We start from the raw sequence: 19,721 nt of genomic DNA on the forward strand, positions 1-19,721 counted from the left end.
AATTTAATCCTTATTAAATATTATTTTTTTCTATAGCATATAAAACTGCACGAGCTTTATTAAAACTTTCGTTAACTTCCTCTTTTGGTTGAGAATCCAAAATAATCCCGGCCCCTGCTTGTATAGTAGCAATATTATTTTTAATATAAGCAGAACGAATTATTATACATGTATCTAGATCCCCATTTGCTGTTAAATATCCAATAGCTCCGCCATAACTTCCTCTTTTTTCATTTTCTATTTTTGCTATTAATTCCATAGCACGTATTTTTGGAGCTCCCGTTAAAGTTCCCATATTCATACAAGCTTGATAAGCGTGTAAAATATCTAAATCAGGTTTTAAGGTACCTATTACTTGAGATACTAAATGCATTACATATGCATATCGATCTACTTTAGTTAATTTAGCAACATATCGACTCCCAGGAACACATATTTTAGCTAAATCATTTCTTGCTAAATCTACTAACATCAAATGTTCTGCCATTTCTTTTTGGGAAGTTCTCATTTCTAATTCAATACGACTATCTAAATCTAAATTTAAAATTCCATTTTTATATCCTCTTGTTCTAGTACCAGCTATTGGATATATTTCAACTTGTCTATTAATAGCATTAAATTTTAAAGAACTCTCAGGAGAAGCACCAAATAAAATAAATTCTTTATCTTGCATAAAAAACATGTATGGACTAGGATTTATTTTTTTTAAAGTATGATAAGAAGATAATGGATTTTTACATATAATGAAAAATTTTCTAGAAGGTACAATTTGAAAAATTTCTCCAGCATTTATATAATTTTTTACATTTTTTATTATATTTAAATATTGAATATCACTTTTATTACAAGAATAAGATAATTTTGTAAAAAATTTATTTTTTAAATTATTTTGTATTTTATCAGATATTAATATTTGTTTTTTAATTTCTTGAATACGTTTTTTTAATCTGTAAAATTCTTTTTGACAAGGAACATATAAACTACCTTGTAGTTCAGATATTTTATTCTTATGATCTATTGTTAATAATATTTCTGATAAATAAAAACAATAATCAGGACATATATTTTCTTGTTGAATATTAGGTAATGATTCAAAATTATATATTAAATCATAAGAAAATAATCCTCCTAATAACATTGCTTTATTTTCATTTTTTGGTAATTTTACTAATTGAAACATAAATCGTAAAATATCAAAAATAGATAATGATTTGAGACGAGTATCTTCATCTTGAAGATTTTTGTTTATGGGAATAATTAATACACGATTTTCTATTTTTTTATTATTTACAATAATTTTAGGTAAAATTTTATCTAATAACTGTAATAATAAACTACCATTTTCAGAAAATGCTTGAATATTAACAATATTTTTATTTGCAATTATTCTTAAACAACTATCAATAATTAACAGACTTTTTAAATTATTTTTACTATTAATATCTGCTGATTCTAATAATAGAGTAGAAGTTTTATTACCACATAATTGACTAAATAAATTTGTAGGATTCTTTTTATAAACGGTCTTTGATTTAATTAATTCTAATTTAGGTTTTATATTTTTCATATTATATTTTTAAATATACTACTAATAAATAGTAATTATTCAATTTTATTTTCTTTTTAATATGTAAAATGTATTATTATTTATTATTTTATCATATATATTCATATTAGTATAATTTAAACTTATTAAAACTCATTTATTTATCTAAATGAATAAATAATAAAAAAATAAAAAAATTTAATATAAAATATTTGTCATGCAAAATATATTTTTAAAAAAAATGTTAAAAAAGTGTATATTTTCTATATTTTAAAAAGAAAATTAACAATATCTCCATCCTGGACAATATACTCTTTTCCTTCTATTTGAACTTTTCCCGCTAATTTAGCTTTTATTTCACTTTTATAAAAAATATAATCTTTGTAATGAATAATTTTAGCCCTAATAAAACCCCGATAGATATCACTATGAATTTTTTTAGCGGCATCTAATGCTTTAGTTCCTTTTGATATACTCCATGATCTAGTTTCTTTTTTACCCACAGTATAAAAAACATGTAAATTTAGTAAATTAAAACTAGATATTATTATTTTTTTTAAATAATTATTCTGGTCTAATAACTGATTATTATTTAAAATAGATTTAACACAAATTTTAATAACTAAATATTTTCTAGAAAGAAGATCTATTTCTTTTACGAAAATATCATTACTAGATATATTTTCGTTAATATTTGTAATAATCATCATTGGTTTTATAGTTAATAATTTTAAATTTTTTAAAAACTTTAATTCTGTTAAATTAAAACTTAAATTATTTAATAATTTGCCATTTTTTAAATGTTTTAAACAAATAAAAAATAAATATCCCCAGTTTTTTAAATTTTTATTACTTTTTTTAGATAAAGTATTTATTAATTTATTTAATAAATTAATATCAAATTGAATTAATTCATTATTAATGATATCTACATCTTTAATTGGGTTAAATGATAAATTTAATATTTTTTTATCATAAAAAGCACGTACTACATGAATAATAGCATCCACTTCTGCAATATTATATAGAAATTGATTACCTAATCCTTCTCCTTTCGAAGCCCCTTTAATTAAACCAGCTATATCTACAAAAGTTATTATAGATTGTATAATTTTTTTAGATTTACCTAATTTATTTAAAATAAATAATCTTTCATCAGGTATAGGTACAATACTAATATTAGGTTTTATTGTACAAAAAGGATAATTTAATGCATCTATATTAGAATTTGTTAAGATATTAAATAAGGTTGATTTTCCCACATTAGGAAGACCAATTATACCACATTTTAAACTCATTATTTTCCTATTTTTTTTTAAGAAGAGAATGTAAAAAAGTTACGGCTTTATTATAATTTTCATTTTTAATAAAAATTAAAACAGAATCAATACTATATTCCAAAATAGAATTAATATTCTTTTGTTCTATTTTTGTAGGCTTACTTAGTAAAAAATTATTTATTTTTAATTTGTTATTTGGATAACCTATGCCTATACGTAATCTGTAAAAGAATTCACTATTAAAAATTTTAATAATATCTTTTAAACCATTATGACCACCACTACTTCCTCCATATTTAAATTTAATTATTCCTGGTAAAAAATCGAGTTCATCATGAACAATTAAAATATTATTTAAATCAATTTTATAAAAATGAGAAACTATATGTATAGATTTTCCAGAATTATTTATAAAAGCATCTGGAATTAACAAAATTATTTTTTTATTAAAAACAATAATCTCACTTAAATATCCAAATAATTTTGGAATTTTTTTAAATTTAACATTAAATTTTTTAGATAAATTTAAAATATAATCAGATCCCATATTATGACGAGAACCAATAAATTTTTTACCTATATTCCCCAAACCTACTATCATTTTTATATTATTCAAATAATTTTCCTATTTGCATATTATTTTTCAAACATTATTGAAATTGATTCTTCATTACTAATTCTTCTAATTGCTTCTGCAAGCATATATGACAGAGTTAATACTCTAATATTTTTTAATTCTTGTATTTTTTTTGATAGGGGTATACCATCACATACAATTATTTCGTCTATTACAGAATTATAAATATTTTTTGTAGCATTTCCTGAAAAAATTGGATGTGTAGCATAAGCAAAAACTTTCTTAGCACCATTATCTTTTAATGCTTGAGCAGCTTGACATAAAGTACTACCAGTATCAATAATATCATCTATTAAAATACAGTCTCTTTGTACAATATCACCAATAATATTCATAATTTCTGTAGTATTAGAATGAGGTCTTCTTTTATCTATTATTGCTATATCAGTTCCATTAAATAATTTTTTTGCTATTGATCTTGCGCGTACTACCCCCCCTATATCAGGGGATATTATTACAGGATTATTTAATACATTTTTTGTTATATCTGATAAAAAAATAGAACTACTGAATACATTATCTACAGGAATATTGAAAAAACCTTGAATTTGTTCAGCGTGTAAGTCTACTGTTAAAACTCTATCTACACCTACTTTTGATAAGAAATCAGCTATAACTTTTGCAGTAATTGGTACTCTTGCAGAACGAACTCGACGATCTTGTCTGGAATAACCAAAATAAGGTATTACAGCAGTAATTCTTCCAGCTGAAGCTCTTTTAAAGGCATCTATCATAATAATTAATTCAATTAAATTATCATTTGTAGGATGGCAAGTTGATTGAATAATAAAAATATCATCTCCTCGTATATTTTCATTTATTTGTACAGAAATTTCGCCATCACTAAATCTACCTACAAATATATTCCCTAAATTTATATATAAATGATCAGCAATTTTTTTTGCTAATTCAGGAATAGCATTACCAGCAAATAACTTCATTTTAGACACAGATACACCCTATATTTTTAATATTAATTAAGTTCTTTTTAAAAAATTAATATTTAATATATTAATTCTTATTAAAATAATAATTTAAAATATATAATTTTCCTTATATTATTTATAATATTATATATATATTTTTTTTAAAATATATAAAATAAGATAATTTATTTATAATTTTTTAAAAAAAAAAGTGTAATTTATGAATCATTCTATGTTTAAAAAACTTAATCTTTTCTATAAAAGATATAATTATATCAAAAAACAACTTAATAATTATAAAATATATAATAATCAAGAATCTATACGTAGTCTATTTATAGAATATACACAATTATCTAATATAATTAAACTTTTTATAAAATGGAAAAAATTACAATTAGAATTAAAAAATAATAAATTATTATTAAATGACAAAGAAATATATTCAATGGTTATTGAAGATATAAACGATATAAAAATGAAACAAAAAAATATAGAAAATAAATTAAAAATATTGCTCTTACCAAAAAATGAAGAAAATAATCGTAACTGTTTCTTAGAAATTAAGGCAGGTTCTGGAGGTAATGAAGCTTGTATATTTGTTAATAATTTATCAAAAATGTATATTAGATATTCAGAATCAAAAAAATGGAAAGTAAAAATTATCCATATTCATTATAATGAATATGGAGGTTATAAAGAAATTATTTTAAAAATTATTGGAAAAGGATCTTATGGTAAATTAAAATATGAATCAGGTGGTCATAGAGTTCAGCGAGTTCCTGAAACAGAATCACAAGGTAGAGTACATACTTCAACATGTACTATCGCTGTGATGCCTGAATTATTAAAAAAAGAACGCCCAAAAATTAATATTCAAGATTTAAAAATAGATACGTTTAGATCTTCTGGCGCTGGTGGACAACATGTAAATACAACAGATTCAGCTATTCGTATTACTCATATACCTACAAATATTGTCGTAGAGTGTCAAGATGAAAGATCTCAACATAAAAATAAAGCAAAAGCTTTAGCTGTATTAGCTGCTAGAATAAATGAAATGGAAATAAAAAAAAAAAATAAAAATAATGCATTAAAAAAAAAAATGTTATTAGGTTCTGGAGAACGTTCTGATAGAAATAGAACTTATAATTTTATTCAAAAAAGAGTAACAGATCATCGTATTAATTTAACAATTTACAAATTAAATGAAATTATGAATGGTGAATTAGATATCTTAATTAAACCTATTATTCATAAATATAATACTGATGCTTTATTAGCTATATCAAAAAAATAAATAATGATTATTAATAAATGGTTACAATATTCCTATAATTTTTTAAAAAAAAATGAAATTAAATTATATCAATTAGAATCAGTAATTATGTTATCCTTTGTTTTAAAAAAATCTAAATCTTGGATTTATGGTTATAGTGAAAAAAAAATAAATTTTACACAATTAAAAATTCTAAAAAAAATGTTAAAAAGAAGAGTTAGAGGAGAGCCTATAGCTTATATATTAGGTTTTTGTGAATTTTGGTCATTAAAAATTTATGTTTCACATAATGTTTTAATACCTAGACAAGATACAGAAATATTAGTAAACGTTGCATGTAAGAAAATTAATTTTAAAACACAGAAAATATTAGATTTAGGAACTGGAAGTGGGATAATTGCATTAGTTATTGCAAATAGATTTAATAATCTTAATATTACTGCTGTGGATTTTCGTAAAAAAATTTTAAATATAGCTAAATATAATGCAAAAAAATTATTGATTAATAATATTACTTTTTTAAAAAGTAATTGGTTTAGTAAATTAAAGAATAAAAAATTTGATGTGATTGTAAGTAATCCTCCTTATATTAGTTATAAAGAATATTTTTTTTTTAAAAAAAAATTAAGATTTGAACCCATTACTTCTTTAGTTGCTTGCAACAATGGATTGGCAAATTTTCATTATATTATATCTGAATCTTTAAAATATTTAAATAATTATGGTTGGCTTATATTAGAACATGGTTATAAACAATCGAATACAGTACAAAAAATATTAAAAAAAAATTATTATAGAAATATTACTAAATATACTGATATTCAAGGATATTATAGAGTAATATGTGCTCAAAAAATACTATTATAATTTTTATAAAAAATTATAATTAAATCTTTTTAGTAAAATACTAATATTTTAATTATATAAAAATATATTTAATATAGAATTTTTGTTATTATCAAATAATATTTCTATTATAAAAACAAAATGCAACAAAATAATAACTTATTAAGTCAAAATAAAAAAAATTTGGGGAAAAAAACCAATTTATTAAATATTCCAAAATTATTAAAAATAGATCATAGAATTATTGGTAAAAAATTAGATTTATATCATTTCCAAAAAGAATCTCCTGGCATGGTGTTTTGGCATGATAATGGTTATATTATTTTTCGAGAATTAGAAAATTATTTACGTATAAAATTACAAGAATATAATTATATTGAAGTAAAAACTCCACTAATAACGGATATTTCTATTTGGAAAAAAACAGGACATTGGAAAATTTACAAAGATGCTATTTTTACAACCCGTTCAGAAAATAAAAATTATTGTATCAAACCTATGAATTGTCCTGGTCATATACAAATTTTCCAACAAGGAATAAAATCATACAAAAATCTACCATTAAGAATAGCAGAATTTGGTATTTGCCATAGAAATGAATCATCAGGATCTTTACAAGGGTTAATGAGATTACGTAATTTTACTCAAGATGACGCTCATATATTTTGTATGCAAAATCAAGTAGCTCAAGAAATTGAGCATTGTATTCGCATGATGTATGATATATACGATGTTTTTGGTTTTAAAAAATTTTGTGTAAAATTATCCACTAGACCTAATAATAAAATTGGGGATGATTTAATTTGGAATCAAACGGAGCAGAATTTATCTTATATACTAAATAAATTAAATATTAATTTTAAATATCAAGAAGGTGAAGGTGCTTTTTATGGTCCTAAAATAGAATTTTCTTTTTTTGATTGTTTAAATAGAGAATGGCAGTGTGGTACTATACAATTAGATTTTATATTACCAAAACGTTTGAATTTATTTTTTATTAATGATAAAAATCAACATGAAATACCTATAATAATACATCGTGCTATTTTAGGTTCTTTAGAAAGATTTATAGGTATTATTATTGAAGAGTATCATGGATATTTACCAATTTGGTTAGCACCATTACAAATAGTAATACTAAATGTTAGTGAAAAACATTCTAATTATGTTCTTTCTTTAGTAAAGAAAATTAAAAAAAATAAAATTAGAATTAAATCTGACTTAAGAAATAAAAATGTATCATTTAAAATAAGAGAATATAGTATACAACACATACCATATATATTAATATGTGGAGATAAAGAAGTTAAAAATAATGTAATTTCAGTCAGAGATTGTTTTGGTAAAAATTTGGGATTTATGAAAATTCATGATATTATTGATAAAGTAAAAAAAGAGATCGATAATTATAATATTCATCAATTAGGGAGATAGGATATTAAAAGTGGAAAAAAAATAATGCAATCATTACGTCCTAATAGAATTAACGAAAATATTAAAAGTAAGATTGTAAGATTAATAGGACCGCAAGGTGAACAAATTGGTATAGTTACCTTAGAAGAAGCTCTAAGAAAATCACAGAAGGTTGGTTTTGATTTAGTTGAAATAAGTCCAAATTCAAAACCTCCCGTTTGTCGTATTATGAATTACGGAAAATTTTTGTATGCCAAAAATAAAGCATCTAAAGAACAAAAAAAGAAGCAAAAAATAATTCATTTAAAAGAAATTAAGTTTAGACCAGGAACTGATAAAAGTGATTATCAAGTAAAATTGCGTAATTTAATTCGTTTTTTAAAAAAAGGAGATAAAATAAAAGTTACTTTAAGATTTAGAGGTAGAGAAATGGTACATACTAAAATTGGTTTTTCTATGTTGGAACGTATAAAGAACGATTTAGAATATTTAGCAATAGTAGAATCATTTCCTTCTAAAATTGAAGGACGACAAATGATAATGATATTAGTACCTAAAAAAAATAGTAATTAGAGTAATGATGTTGCTCCCAATAATTCAGTCAACATTTTTTGTATTAAAATTTTTGGATTTTAGAAAAATGTTAAAACTTAAAACAGTACGTAGTATAGCAAAAAGATTTAAAAAAACAGGTAATGGATATTTTAAACATAAACAAGCTAATCTAAGACATTTACTAACAAAAAAGACAAAAAAACACAAACGTTCTTTAAGACAAAAAAAAATAGTTAAAAAGGGAGATGCATATTCATTAAAATCTTGTTTACCGTATTTATAAGGATAAAATTTTATATAAAATAATATTAAAGGAGTTATAATAATATGGTTCGAATAAAACGTGGAGTTACTGCAAAAGCAAGGCATAAAAAAATAATAAAACAAGCTAAGGGATATTATGGTGCAAGATCAAGATCCTATAGATCAGCCTTCCAAGCTGTTATAAAAGCAGGGCAATATTCATATAGAGATAGACGTCAACGTAAAAGAAAATTTCGTCAGTTATGGATCATGAAAATAAATGCAGCTGCACGTAGAGAACATCTTTCTTACAGTTGTTTTATACATAAGTTAAAGCAAAATCATATTGATATAAATAGAAAGCTTCTTGCTACAATAGCTACTTCTGACAAATTATCATTTACCAAATTAGTACAACTAACACAAAATTAACTATGGAAAATAATTTTTGTTTTTTTTACAAAATTTTTTTAATTCTTAATGTAAGTAAAATATATAATGCTGTGCCTTTCATAGAAAATGAGTTTAGATGCTTATGATATCTAATGATGATAACATAATAATTACTGTAAAAAAAGAAATTTGTAAAGTAAAAGATATTACTGAACTAAATTTATTAAAAGTTAAATATTTAGGTAAAAAAGGATATATTACTTTACAATTTTTGTTATTAAAAAAATTAAATATAAAAGATAGAATAAATAAAAGTGTTATTCTCAATAATCAAAAAAAACAAATAAAATTAATAATAAAAAAAAAATTAGAAGAATTAAAATTTAATAAAGTTAATAAACAATTTATAAAAAAACAAATAGATGTATCACTTCCTGGTAAATCAATTGAATTAGGTACTGAACATCCATTAAATAGTACTATTAATGAAATAGAAAGTTTTTTTATAAAATTAGGATTTAAAATAGTTGCGGGATATGAGATAGAAGATGTTTTTCATAATTTTGATGCATTAAATATTCCACAGAATCATCCTGCAAGAACACAACAAGATACTTTTTGGGTAAATAAAAATATTTTATTACGTACACAAACCTCTAATGTACAAATTAGAGTAATGGAGAAATTTAGTCCTCCTATATGCATATTAACTTCTGGAAAAGTGTATCGTAATGATTATGATCATAATCATACTCCTATGTTTCATCAAATTGAAGGTTTATTTATAGATAAACAAATTAGTTTTATTAATTTAAAAGAAACTTTATTATTATTTTTAAAATCATTTTTTAGTAAAAAATGTCAAATACGTTTTAGACCATCTTATTTCCCTTTTACAGAACCTTCATTGGAAATAGATATTATGAATAAAAAGAAAAAATGGATAGAAGTTTTAGGCGCAGGTATGATACATCCTAATGTTTTGAAATATGTTAATCTAGATTCTTCTATATATTCTGGATTTGCTTTTGGATTAGGTGTAGAAAGATTAGCTATGTTAAGATATAATCTCAATGATATTCGTCTATTTTTTGAAAATGATGTACGTTTTTTACAACAATTTAAATTAAATAACTTTATATGATGAAATTTAGTGAATCATGGTTACGAGAATGGGTAGATTTTAATCAAGATATTTATTCATTATCAGAAAAATTGACTATGTTAGGATTTGAAGTAGAAAAAGTTGATACTGCGCATATAAAAAAAAAATATGATAATATATATGTTGGTGAGGTAGTTTATTACTCTTTATATAAAAAAAATCCTAAAATATATAAATTAATAATAGATATTCATAGAGAAAAATTACTAAATATATTATCTTTTTTAAAAGTAAAATGTAAAATAAAAGTCATTATAGCTACAAAAAAATCTTTTTTATATCAAAAATTTATTAAAATTCCTAAATATAATTTTTTGTTTAAATCTGATGGATTATTATGTTCACAAAGAATATTTACTTTAGAAAATTTTGATTTTATTCAAGACAGTATAATAAAAGTACCTAGAAATGTATTAAATGGTATAGATGCAAACCAATTTTTAATTGATAAAATATTATCGATTAATATACCTTTTAATAGACCAGATTGTTTAAGTATTCTAGGTATTACTAGAGATTTAGCGTCAATAAAAAATATTCATTTTAAATTTCCTTATAAGAATACCTTGCTGAAAGAACAAAAAAAATACAAAATTAATATTAATTTTGATAAAGATATTGAAAATATATTGCATAATTATAAATATAGCATAATAAAAAATATTAATCTTAATCAAAAAATTCCAAATATAATTATAGAAAGATTGTTACATTCGAATTTTACAATTTCGACTAAAAATCCATTGCTGAATATTAAAAACTATATATTTTTAGAATTAGGATATCCTATACAATTTTATGATCTTAATAAAATTGAAGGAGATGTTTATATTAAAAATGGTAAAAAAAATACATTTTTTATTATTAATAGTAAAAATCAAAAAATTAATTTTAAAAATAATTGTTTATTAACAATTTTTGATAAAAACAAAATTTTGTCTATCCCTGGTTTAGTACAAAATAAATATATTTTAACTAATATAAAAACGGAAAATATTTTAATAGAATGTTTACTTTTAAATAAAAAATATATACAACAAAAAATATCTAATAAATATAATAAATTTCATAATTTTTCTTATATGTATGAAAAATATTTAGACCCATTAATGCAAAACCAAGTTTTAATTAGGACAATGAATTTATTACTACAAATATTTGGAGGTAATATTAGTAAAATTAATTCTTTTAATATAAAGAATATTAATTATATAAATAAAAAAATACAATTGAAATATCAAAAAGTAAATAAAATCCTAGGTTTTAAAATTTTACCAAAAAATATTATTGATATCTTAACTAGATTAGGTTTTTTAATTTCAAAACAGATAGTGTATAGTTGTGATGTAAAAATACCTAGTTGGCGACAAGATATTCATTGTGAAGAAGATTTAATAGAAGAAATCATACGTGTGTATGATTACAATAAAATTCCTAACAAAAATAAAAGCAATATATATTTAATTTGTAATAATTTAGATGAAGAAAATATATTGGAAACAAAATATATTAAATTTAATATAAAGAAAATTAAAAATATTTTAATTAATAAAGGATATAATGAAGTTATAAATTATAGTTTTATTAATCCTAAAATTCAATCTAAATTCTATCCTACAATAGAATCTATAAAAATTAATAATCCCATTACAACAGAAATGTCTGTAATGCGTAATTCTCTATTTTATGGATTAATAAAAAATATTGTTTATAATCAAAATCGACAACAAAAAAATTTACGTTTTTTTGAATATGGATTATGTTTTCATAAAAATTTAAGAAAAAAATTAGGAATATCTCAGAAATTAACATTAGGAGGAATAATAAATGGAAATTTATACGAAAATCATTGGGATTTAAAAAATAAAAAAGTAGATTTTTATGATATAAAAGGTGATATAGAATCTATCTTAAATCCTTTTAATGAAAAAAATACAATAAAATTTTGTCCTCAAAATAATGATAATAACAAAGAAATATTTAATCCTTATAAAAGCGCAATAATATATTTAAATAATATTTTAATTGGTTATATTGGAATGCTTAGTAATATCGTAATTAATCATTTTAATATTTCTAACGATACATTTTTTTTTGAGTTATTTTGTGATAAAATTACCACTAATAATTTTTTAAAAATCAAAGAAATTCCTAATTACCCAATAAATCGTAGAGAAATTTCTTTAATTATTAGTAATAATATTCGTTTTGTAGATATTTTAAATGAAATTAATAATTTAAAAATAAAAGAAATAATAAAAATAAAATTATTTGATATATACACAGGATCTAATATCCCAACAGAATATAAAAGTATTACAATAAGTTTATTTATACAAAATAAATTAAAAACATTAAACGAAGAAGAAATAAATAATATTTTATACAAATGTATAGATAAATTAAAATCTAAATTTAAAATTATCTTAAGAGATCAAAAATATAAATTTATATAAAAATTGGTATTTGTTTTTTTAAGGATAAGTTCTTAACTTAAAATTATATAAATATCTAAAATTTTAAAAAAATAAAGAATCTATTTTAGAGTAAAAAAATGTTTACTGGAATTATTAAATCTATAGGTAGAGTACATAATATAATAATAAAAAAAAATATTTATTTTCTTTTTATAAGAACATCAAAATATTTTTTAGCTGATTTAAATATAGGACAATCTATTTCAAGTAATGGTTGTTGTTTAACTATTACCAATTTATATAAAAATATTCTTGTTTTTAACATAATAATAAATACATTAAATATTACTACTTTTAAAAAAGTAAAAATTGGAGATTATTTAAATTTAGAAAAACCATTAAAAATACAAGATTTTATCGGTGGACATATAGTTACAGGACATATTACTGGTATTGCTATAATTAATAAAATTAGGAATTATATTTATTATCGAATTTTATGGATTAAACCATATGATATGCATTTAATGAATTATATTTTAGAAAAAGGATCTATATGTATAGATGGTGTTAGTCTAACAATAGATAAAAAGTTAACAAATAAATTTAGTGTTAATATAATACCAGAAACATTATTAAAAACAACTTTATCAAAAAAAAAAATAAATGATGATGTAAATCTTGAAGTTGATTTCTATACAAAAACTATAATTGAAACTGTTAAAATATTACATAAAAATAATAACAAATATACTTAAAAATATTTTAAAAGGATTATAGATGTTTAAAAAAAAAACAATAGATATCATAAAAAAACTAGAAGATCGGAATATTTTATATCAAATAACTAATAAAAATAAATTATATAAAATTTTAGAAAAAAAAAAAATTAATCTTTATTGTGGTTTTGACCTAACAGCTGATAGCCTACATATAGGACATCTTATACCATTAATTACATTAAAATATTTTCAAAATTTAGGACACAAACCAATAATTTTACTAGGAGGTGCTACTAGTTTAATTGGAGATCCTAGTTTTAAATTACAAGAAAGAAAAATTATCCCGATAAATACTATTAATAAATGGTTTAAAAAAATTAGTTTACAATTGCAAAATTTTTTGGATTTTAATTGTGGAATAAATAGTGCTGTCATAATAAATAATTATGAATGGTTTAAAAAAATGGATATCTTATTTTTTTTAAATAAAATAGGTCGTTATTTTTATATTAATCAAATGCTAAATAAAGATTTTATAAAAAAAAGGATGACTAATGAAAAAAATATTCAAGGAATATCTTTTACTGAATTTTCTTATAATTTATTACAATCTTATGATTTTGCTTATTTAAACAAAAATTTTGACGTGATACTCCAAATTGGAGGATCAGATCAATGGGGACATATTATATCTGGAATAGATCTTATAAAAAAAATTTATCAAAAAAAAGTATTTGGTATAACAACTAACTTAGTTATTAAAAATGATGGAACAAAATTTGGAAAAACAGAAAACCAAACAATATGGTTAGACGAAAAAAAAACTAGTCCATATGATTTTTTCCAATTTTGGTTAAATACACCTGATTCTACTGTATTTAATTTTTTAAATATGTTTACTAATTATGAAAAAAAAATAATTGATGATATCAAAAAAAAAAATAATAAAATAAAAACAGATAGCGCTCAATATATATTAGCTAAATATATTACTCAAATTACTCATGGTAAAAAATTATTATTAATTTCTCAAAAAATAACTAGTTTACTGTTTTTTCAAAAAATAGATAATTTATCACAAAATGATTTTAATTTCTTATTAAAAAATATAAATTCTATTAATTTAGAAAAAAAAGATTATACTTTACAAGATATTTTAGTATTAAGTAAGTTAGCACCTTCTCGCACTCAAGCATTTACTATAATAAAATCTAATGCAGTATATATTAATAGTAAAAATATATCTGATCCTTTATTTATTTGTACAAATAATTATAAAAAATTTAACCATTTTACCTTATTACGTAAGGGGAAAAAAACTTTTTGTTTAATTTTTTGGAAATAAGAAAAATAAGTATGAATTATACTTATATATTGTAATAATTTTTTTGGAAAATATGGAATTAAAAAAAAAGTCTTACATCTCCAATGTTAAGAAATTAAAATTAGATTTCATAATATTTATGCGTTCTAGAGGATTTGAACCTCTGACCCTCATTATGTCATAATGATACTCTACCTACTGAGCTAAGAACGCATATGATAATTAATAATCTTATCTTAACTATTAAGTTTTGATTATAACAGCATATCTTTTTTTTGTATATGGATAATACGCATTACGGTCAATATTGCAGCAATTGTAAATCCTATAATAAAACCTATCCAAAAACCTGCTGGTCCCATAGGTGATGATATCCAATCAGTAATTGATAAAATATATCCAATGGGTAAACCTAAAATCCAGTAAGAAAAAAATGTAATAAAAAAAATAGATTTGGTATCTTGATACCCTTTTAAAATACCACATCCTATAATTTGAATAGAATCAGATACCTGGTAAATAGATACCAATAGAATTAAATATGAAGATATATTAATAATATCTAGATTTAAATTATATATTGCAGCAATTTGTTTTCTAAAAATTATACTTATAAAACATATAAAAAAAGATATTATTATTCCTATCAATTGTGCAATCCAACTAACAAATTTTGCCTTATTTTTTAAACCTAAACCAAGATAATATCCAATTCTAATTGTAGTAGCAATACTTAAAGAAAATGGGATTACAAAAATTAATGAACTAAAACTTATACTTATTTGATGACTAATAGCTTCTTCTATACTCATATTTGATATGAGTAAGGCAACTATAGTAAAAAGTGTAATTTCAAAAAAAATAGTTAACCCGATAGGTATCCCTAATTTAAATAATTTAGTTAAAATTTTAATATTAGGTTTGTTAAAAATATTAAAAACTTTAATTTTTTTAGAATATGTAGATTTTGAAAGTAAAATTCCAGTTAAAAAGAACATAATCCAATATATTAAGACAGTAGATATAGCACATCCTATGCTTCCAAATTGAGGCACTAAATTATATCCATATGTAAAAATATAATTTATTGGTACATATAATAAAATTCCTAAAAAACTAATCATCATTTCTAATGAAATTAATAATAAACTTTCACAAACACAACGTAAGATTTGTAAAAATAAATATCCTGGGATACTATATAAAATAATATTTAAGTATAACTTTAGTTTTGTAACTAAATATAAGTTTTTATTTATAAATAATGGAATTAAATAAGTTATTTCATGTAAAACAAACATTGTAATAGAAGACATAATTATGGTTAATACATATGCTTGTTTTATATATTCATTTATATTTTTTTTGTTATTAATTACGTTAAATTCAGAAATAAGAGGAATTAAAGGTAATAATATCCCATGACTAAATAATATTATTGGTAACCATATTGATGTACCCATTGATATTACAACTGCATCTATCTTACTAAAATGACCTGACATCACTATATTAACTAATCCTATTAAAATATATACTATTTGTGTAAAAAGAATCGGAATAGCAATTCTAAATAATTTTTTAATTTCTATGAAATATTTATGCACATATATCCTTTTTTTTATTTTAATACTTTTTATAAAAATACTATTTTATTATAAAAAAATATAAAAATTCAATATATAATAAATACATCTATGTTTTTAAAAATTAAAAAATTAATAAAATTAAAATAATAATATGATGATATTTAAAAAAATTAAAAAACAAATAAACGATAATCCTATAATTTTATATATGAAGGGTTCTCCTAAACATCCTAAGTGTGGTTTTTCAGATAAAGCTGTTAAAATTATAATTTTATATAAAATAAAATTTACTTATATAGATGTTTTGAAAAATCCTGATATTCGAAAATTTTTACCAAAATATGCTAATTGGCCTACGTTTCCTCAATTATGGATAAATAATAAATTAATTGGGGGGTTTGATATATTATATACGTTACATAAATGTAAGAAATTAAAAAATATTTTGAAACTTAAAAAATAAGAAAATTTTGTAAATTAGGGAGGCCATCCACCTAATTTTTTCCATTTATTTACTAATTTACAAAATAATTCAGCAGTACGATTTGTATCATATAACGCAGAATGTGCTTGAGTACAGTCAAAAGGGATGTTTAAAGCATAACAAGCTTTTGCTAAAACAGTTTGTCCTAAGATTAATCCACTTATTGAAGCTGTATCAAATGTTACAAAAGAATGAAATGGATTATTTTTTTCCATTTTTATACGTTTTACAGCTTCCATTATAAAACTATGATCAAAATTAGCATTATGTGCAACTACGACTGCTTTTTTACATTTATTTTTTTGGATATCTGCAAAAATTTTTTTAAAAATTATCTTAAATGCTTTATTTTCAGATATAGCTCCTCTTAATAAGGAATTAATATTAATGCCATTAAAAGCTAATGCTTCAGAAGAAATACAAGATCCTTTAAATGGAATAATATGAAAATGTAACATTTCATTTTTTTCTAACCAACCATTTGTCATTTTTAATGTTATTAAACTTATTTCTAATATTGCATGACGATGAGAATTAAATCCAGAAGTTTCAATATCAATAACTACAGGATATAATCCTCTAAATCTATAATGTAACAAATCTAATTTAGATAAATTCTTCATTAATTTCAAAATTATTTTTAAAAATTTTATATTAATATACATAAACAAATTATACTTTTCTTTAAAAGATTACAAGTAAAAGATATTTTTTATACATTTAAATAAACTATTTTTTATTTATATAATAATTATTTAATTAATATAATTAGGGAAAAATATAGTTTTTACTACAAAATTTTTTCTAAAATATAAATATAAATAAAACATCAACCCATTATAATAGAATTATATATATATAAATAATTTTACAAAAAAATATATAATAATGTTTTATGTTTTCTACCGCTTTTCCCTTTAAAAGAAAATAAATATATTAATAGTAAAATATATATTTATAATTTTATAAAAAAAAAGATTAAATATAATAAATATTATAAGTATAATTTCTTTTTTAAAAAAGAAATAAAATTAATCATTAAGTTAATTGTTAATATATAGATAATTATCATAATTAGTAATTAATATTTTTTATGAAATATTTACAATATAATATTTAATATTATTTTTATATCTAAAAAATTGAAATTTAATAAAATTTTGTTATGAAATTTTTATTTTAAAATAAAAATTCTAAATCAGTATTTCAGAATAATATTCTATAAAATATATAGACTAATATATTTTACTAAATTATATACAACAATATTTTTAAAAATATAATAATCATTCAAAATTATATTTGAATTTTACAAATTTTTAATAAAAAAACTTCTTATTTATTTTAATCTTTATTTACAAAAATTGTAATCGTATTGTATATTCATATTTTTAAATAGTATTTTTCATATAATTAATTTTATAATTTTTATTTATTTTTTTCTTATTAATTATCATATTATTTATAATATGTATAATTTCTTCTGAGGAATTAGATATTTTTTGTAGAAAAAATATTTTTAAATCTTTATTTAATAATTTTTTTATATTTTGTTTTAAATCTTGATTTGTATCTGATAATAATACCCACTCCCCTCTTAATACAGAAATTTTATTTAAAAAATTATTATTATTTAATATACATTCAGTATTTTTACCAATCCATAACCCTTTTATATTTTTTTTATATAATGCAAAATAAATATGATTTTTATCACATTTTATTGTAGTTATAATATTTTTAATCCCTGTTTTTTTCCATGATTTTTCAGCTAAAATCATTAAATGTGATATTCCTATTTTAGGAATATTAAATACATAAGATATTGTTTCTATTAACGCTATGCCTATTCTCATACTAGAAAAATTTCCTGGACCCAAATTATATCCTAATAAATGTATATCTGATAAAAAAATATTCTGCCTTTTTAAAATTTTTTTTATTAAAAATAATAAATATTTTGTATGTGAATAAGGACAATAATAAACTATATTACAAATATGTTTTTTCTTTTGTAAAGTTATTAAACAATATTGTTTTGAGGTATCGATTGCTAAAATATTTTTATACATAAAATATCAATTAGAAAATAGATTAAATATAAACTTATTGTTTTAAATTTTAATTATGTTATAATTTTATTGTTTTAAAAAAATTTTTATTTAAATTTAAAACAATGCAGATTATTTATAGTACAAAAAAGTATTGAATTTGGATACTAGATATTAGTATAACATACTAATTAATATATCGCACTACCATTTTTTATTATATATAATTTTACTAGAAATAAAAATGATAATTTGAATTTTTTTATTATAAAATAAAAAATAAATGATGACTGAGGAATAATTCATGACAACAATAGTCAGTGTAAGAAAGAATGGAGATGTAGTAATTGGTGGTGACGGACAAGCAACACTGGGTAATATTATCATGAAAGGTAATGTTAAAAAAATTCGTAAGTTATATAATAATAAAGTTATTGCAGGTTTTGCTGGTGGTACAGCAGATGCATTTACTTTATTTGAATTATTTGAACAAAAATTAGAAACATATCAAGGTAACTTAATAAAATCAGCTGTTGAATTAGCAAAAGATTGGCGAACAGATCGTATTTTACGTAAACTAGAAGCATTATTAGTAATTGCAGATAAAATGACTTCGTTAATAATTACAGGTAGTGGTGATGTAATTCAACCTGAAAATAATATAGTAACTATTGGTTCTGGTGGACCATATGCTCAAGCATCAGCACGTGCTTTATTTGAAAATACTAATTTAAGTGCATATGAAATAGTAAAAAAATCGTTAAATATAGCAGGTGATATTTGCATATATACTAATCATAATTTTACTATTGAAAAATTATCATCTAAGTAAGCATGAGGAAAATGCTAAT

At 20.7% G+C, this 19,721-nt stretch carries 19 protein-coding genes and 1 tRNA gene; 12 read left to right on the plus strand and 8 right to left on the minus strand.

Translation table 11 applies throughout. The annotated features are described in order from the left end of the window. Positions 1 to 13 precede the first annotated feature (13 nt). The 4 genes from GJT88_RS00505 to GJT88_RS00520 form a co-directional block, all read right to left on the minus strand. Positions 14 to 1,567, minus strand: a complete 1,554-nt coding sequence (locus tag GJT88_RS00505) for an anthranilate synthase component 1 (protein ID WP_168895009.1) — start codon at positions 1,565 to 1,567, stop codon at positions 14 to 16. Between the two features lie 242 nt (positions 1,568 to 1,809). Further along, complete coding sequence (gene ychF, locus GJT88_RS00510) at positions 1,810 to 2,844, minus strand: redox-regulated ATPase YchF (protein WP_168895010.1); 1,035 nt, start codon at positions 2,842 to 2,844, stop codon at positions 1,810 to 1,812. A 7-nt stretch (positions 2,845 to 2,851) separates the two neighbouring features. Continuing rightward, the gene (gene pth, locus GJT88_RS00515; protein ID WP_211080583.1) at positions 2,852 to 3,442 is read right to left on the minus strand and encodes an aminoacyl-tRNA hydrolase; all 591 of its coding nucleotides are present in this window, start codon (positions 3,440 to 3,442) and stop codon (positions 2,852 to 2,854) included. Positions 3,443 to 3,462: 20 nt separating this feature from the next. Then, positions 3,463 to 4,404, minus strand: coding sequence for a ribose-phosphate pyrophosphokinase (locus GJT88_RS00520; protein ID WP_168895325.1), 942 nt, complete (start codon positions 4,402 to 4,404; stop codon positions 3,463 to 3,465). A 205-nt stretch (positions 4,405 to 4,609) separates the two neighbouring features. On the opposite strand from GJT88_RS00520, the gene prfA reads away from it, so the two are divergent. The 10 genes from prfA (at position 4,610) to tyrS (ending at position 14,767) form a co-directional block, all read left to right on the plus strand. After that, entirely contained in the window at positions 4,610 to 5,689 is a 1,080-nt protein-coding gene (gene prfA / locus GJT88_RS00525; protein WP_168895011.1) for a peptide chain release factor 1, read from the plus strand. A gap of 3 nt (positions 5,690 to 5,692) precedes the next feature. After that, entirely contained in the window at positions 5,693 to 6,535 is an 843-nt protein-coding gene (gene prmC / locus GJT88_RS00530) for a peptide chain release factor N(5)-glutamine methyltransferase (RefSeq protein ID WP_168895012.1), read from the plus strand. A gap of 120 nt (positions 6,536 to 6,655) precedes the next feature. Further along, on the plus strand, positions 6,656 to 7,948 hold the full coding sequence (gene thrS, locus GJT88_RS00535) for a threonine--tRNA ligase (RefSeq protein WP_168895013.1): 1,293 nt from the start codon (positions 6,656 to 6,658) through the stop codon (positions 7,946 to 7,948). Positions 7,949 to 7,951: 3 nt separating this feature from the next. Then, complete coding sequence (gene infC, locus GJT88_RS00540) at positions 7,952 to 8,500, plus strand: translation initiation factor IF-3 (protein ID WP_168895326.1); 549 nt, start codon at positions 7,952 to 7,954, stop codon at positions 8,498 to 8,500. 67 nt (positions 8,501 to 8,567) lie between these two features. Next, positions 8,568 to 8,765 carry a 50S ribosomal protein L35 gene (gene rpmI, locus GJT88_RS00545; protein WP_168895327.1) on the plus strand — a complete coding sequence of 66 codons (198 nt, stop codon included), beginning with the start codon at positions 8,568 to 8,570 and terminating at the stop codon, positions 8,763 to 8,765. Between the two features lie 44 nt (positions 8,766 to 8,809). Beyond that, on the plus strand, positions 8,810 to 9,157 hold the full coding sequence (rplT, locus tag GJT88_RS00550) for a 50S ribosomal protein L20 (RefSeq protein ID WP_168895014.1): 348 nt from the start codon (positions 8,810 to 8,812) through the stop codon (positions 9,155 to 9,157). Positions 9,158 to 9,260: 103 nt separating this feature from the next. Further along, positions 9,261 to 10,262 (plus strand): phenylalanine--tRNA ligase subunit alpha, encoded by a 1,002-nt coding sequence (gene pheS / locus GJT88_RS00555; protein WP_168895015.1) that lies wholly within the window; start codon positions 9,261 to 9,263, stop codon positions 10,260 to 10,262. Then, positions 10,259 to 12,739 carry a phenylalanine--tRNA ligase subunit beta gene (gene pheT / locus GJT88_RS00560; RefSeq protein ID WP_168895016.1) on the plus strand — a complete coding sequence of 827 codons (2,481 nt, stop codon included), beginning with the start codon at positions 10,259 to 10,261 and terminating at the stop codon, positions 12,737 to 12,739. Before pheS ends, pheT begins: the two co-directional genes overlap by 4 nt. A gap of 98 nt (positions 12,740 to 12,837) precedes the next feature. Continuing rightward, the gene (locus GJT88_RS00565; protein ID WP_168895017.1) at positions 12,838 to 13,458 is read left to right on the plus strand and encodes a riboflavin synthase; all 621 of its coding nucleotides are present in this window, start codon (positions 12,838 to 12,840) and stop codon (positions 13,456 to 13,458) included. Positions 13,459 to 13,480: 22 nt separating this feature from the next. Continuing rightward, positions 13,481 to 14,767: a tyrosine--tRNA ligase gene (gene tyrS / locus GJT88_RS00570; RefSeq protein ID WP_168895018.1), complete on the plus strand. Its 1,287-nt coding sequence runs from the start codon at positions 13,481 to 13,483 to the stop codon at positions 14,765 to 14,767. Positions 14,768 to 14,886: 119 nt separating this feature from the next. Here the strand turns inward: tyrS and GJT88_RS00575 are convergent. Together GJT88_RS00575 and GJT88_RS00580 are read right to left on the minus strand one after the other, a co-directional pair. After that, positions 14,887 to 14,959 (minus strand) — tRNA-Ser (locus GJT88_RS00575). A gap of 41 nt (positions 14,960 to 15,000) precedes the next feature. Further along, entirely contained in the window at positions 15,001 to 16,353 is a 1,353-nt protein-coding gene (locus tag GJT88_RS00580; RefSeq protein ID WP_168895019.1) for an MATE family efflux transporter, read from the minus strand. A 133-nt stretch (positions 16,354 to 16,486) separates the two neighbouring features. On the opposite strand from GJT88_RS00580, the gene grxD reads away from it, so the two are divergent. After that, positions 16,487 to 16,798 (plus strand): Grx4 family monothiol glutaredoxin, encoded by a 312-nt coding sequence (grxD, locus tag GJT88_RS00585; RefSeq protein WP_168895020.1) that lies wholly within the window; start codon positions 16,487 to 16,489, stop codon positions 16,796 to 16,798. Positions 16,799 to 16,812: 14 nt separating this feature from the next. On the opposite strand, the gene rnt is transcribed toward grxD, so the two are convergent. Both rnt and tsaB read right to left on the minus strand, forming a co-directional pair. Continuing rightward, positions 16,813 to 17,484 carry a ribonuclease T gene (rnt, locus tag GJT88_RS00590; protein ID WP_246213262.1) on the minus strand — a complete coding sequence of 224 codons (672 nt, stop codon included), beginning with the start codon at positions 17,482 to 17,484 and terminating at the stop codon, positions 16,813 to 16,815. A gap of 726 nt (positions 17,485 to 18,210) precedes the next feature. Continuing rightward, positions 18,211 to 18,891, minus strand: coding sequence for a tRNA (adenosine(37)-N6)-threonylcarbamoyltransferase complex dimerization subunit type 1 TsaB (tsaB, locus tag GJT88_RS00595; protein ID WP_168895021.1), 681 nt, complete (start codon positions 18,889 to 18,891; stop codon positions 18,211 to 18,213). Positions 18,892 to 19,174: 283 nt separating this feature from the next. Between tsaB and hslV the strand changes: the two genes are divergently transcribed. Then, positions 19,175 to 19,702 (plus strand): ATP-dependent protease subunit HslV, encoded by a 528-nt coding sequence (gene hslV / locus GJT88_RS00600; protein ID WP_168895022.1) that lies wholly within the window; start codon positions 19,175 to 19,177, stop codon positions 19,700 to 19,702. Positions 19,703 to 19,721: the final 19 nt, after the last annotated feature.

Source organism: Enterobacteriaceae endosymbiont of Donacia tomentosa (assembly GCF_012571135.1).
GTDB lineage: Bacteria > Pseudomonadota > Gammaproteobacteria > Enterobacterales > Enterobacteriaceae.

Bases quoted from the DNA above. Each gene is read 5' to 3' on its own strand.
- GJT88_RS00505 (WP_168895009.1), bottom strand. From the start codon at position 1,567: ATGAAAAATATAAAACCTAAATTAGAATTAATTAAATCAAAGACCGTT.
- ychF (WP_168895010.1), bottom strand. From the start codon at position 2,844: ATGAGTTTAAAATGTGGTATAATTGGTCTTCCTAATGTGGGAAAATCA.
- GJT88_RS00520 (WP_168895325.1), bottom strand. From the start codon at position 4,404: ATGAAGTTATTTGCTGGTAATGCTATTCCTGAATTAGCAAAAAAAATT.
- prfA (WP_168895011.1), top strand. From the start codon at position 4,610: ATGAATCATTCTATGTTTAAAAAACTTAATCTTTTCTATAAAAGATAT.
- prmC (WP_168895012.1), top strand. From the start codon at position 5,693: ATGATTATTAATAAATGGTTACAATATTCCTATAATTTTTTAAAAAAA.
- thrS (WP_168895013.1), top strand. From the start codon at position 6,656: ATGCAACAAAATAATAACTTATTAAGTCAAAATAAAAAAAATTTGGGG.
- rpmI (WP_168895327.1), top strand. From the start codon at position 8,568: ATGTTAAAACTTAAAACAGTACGTAGTATAGCAAAAAGATTTAAAAAA.
- rplT (WP_168895014.1), top strand. From the start codon at position 8,810: ATGGTTCGAATAAAACGTGGAGTTACTGCAAAAGCAAGGCATAAAAAA.
- pheS (WP_168895015.1), top strand. From the start codon at position 9,261: ATGATATCTAATGATGATAACATAATAATTACTGTAAAAAAAGAAATT.
- pheT (WP_168895016.1), top strand. From the start codon at position 10,259: ATGATGAAATTTAGTGAATCATGGTTACGAGAATGGGTAGATTTTAAT.
- GJT88_RS00565 (WP_168895017.1), top strand. From the start codon at position 12,838: ATGTTTACTGGAATTATTAAATCTATAGGTAGAGTACATAATATAATA.
- tyrS (WP_168895018.1), top strand. From the start codon at position 13,481: ATGTTTAAAAAAAAAACAATAGATATCATAAAAAAACTAGAAGATCGG.
- grxD (WP_168895020.1), top strand. From the start codon at position 16,487: ATGATGATATTTAAAAAAATTAAAAAACAAATAAACGATAATCCTATA.
- rnt (WP_246213262.1), bottom strand. From the start codon at position 17,484: ATGTATATTAATATAAAATTTTTAAAAATAATTTTGAAATTAATGAAG.
- tsaB (WP_168895021.1), bottom strand. From the start codon at position 18,891: ATGTATAAAAATATTTTAGCAATCGATACCTCAAAACAATATTGTTTA.
- hslV (WP_168895022.1), top strand. From the start codon at position 19,175: ATGACAACAATAGTCAGTGTAAGAAAGAATGGAGATGTAGTAATTGGT.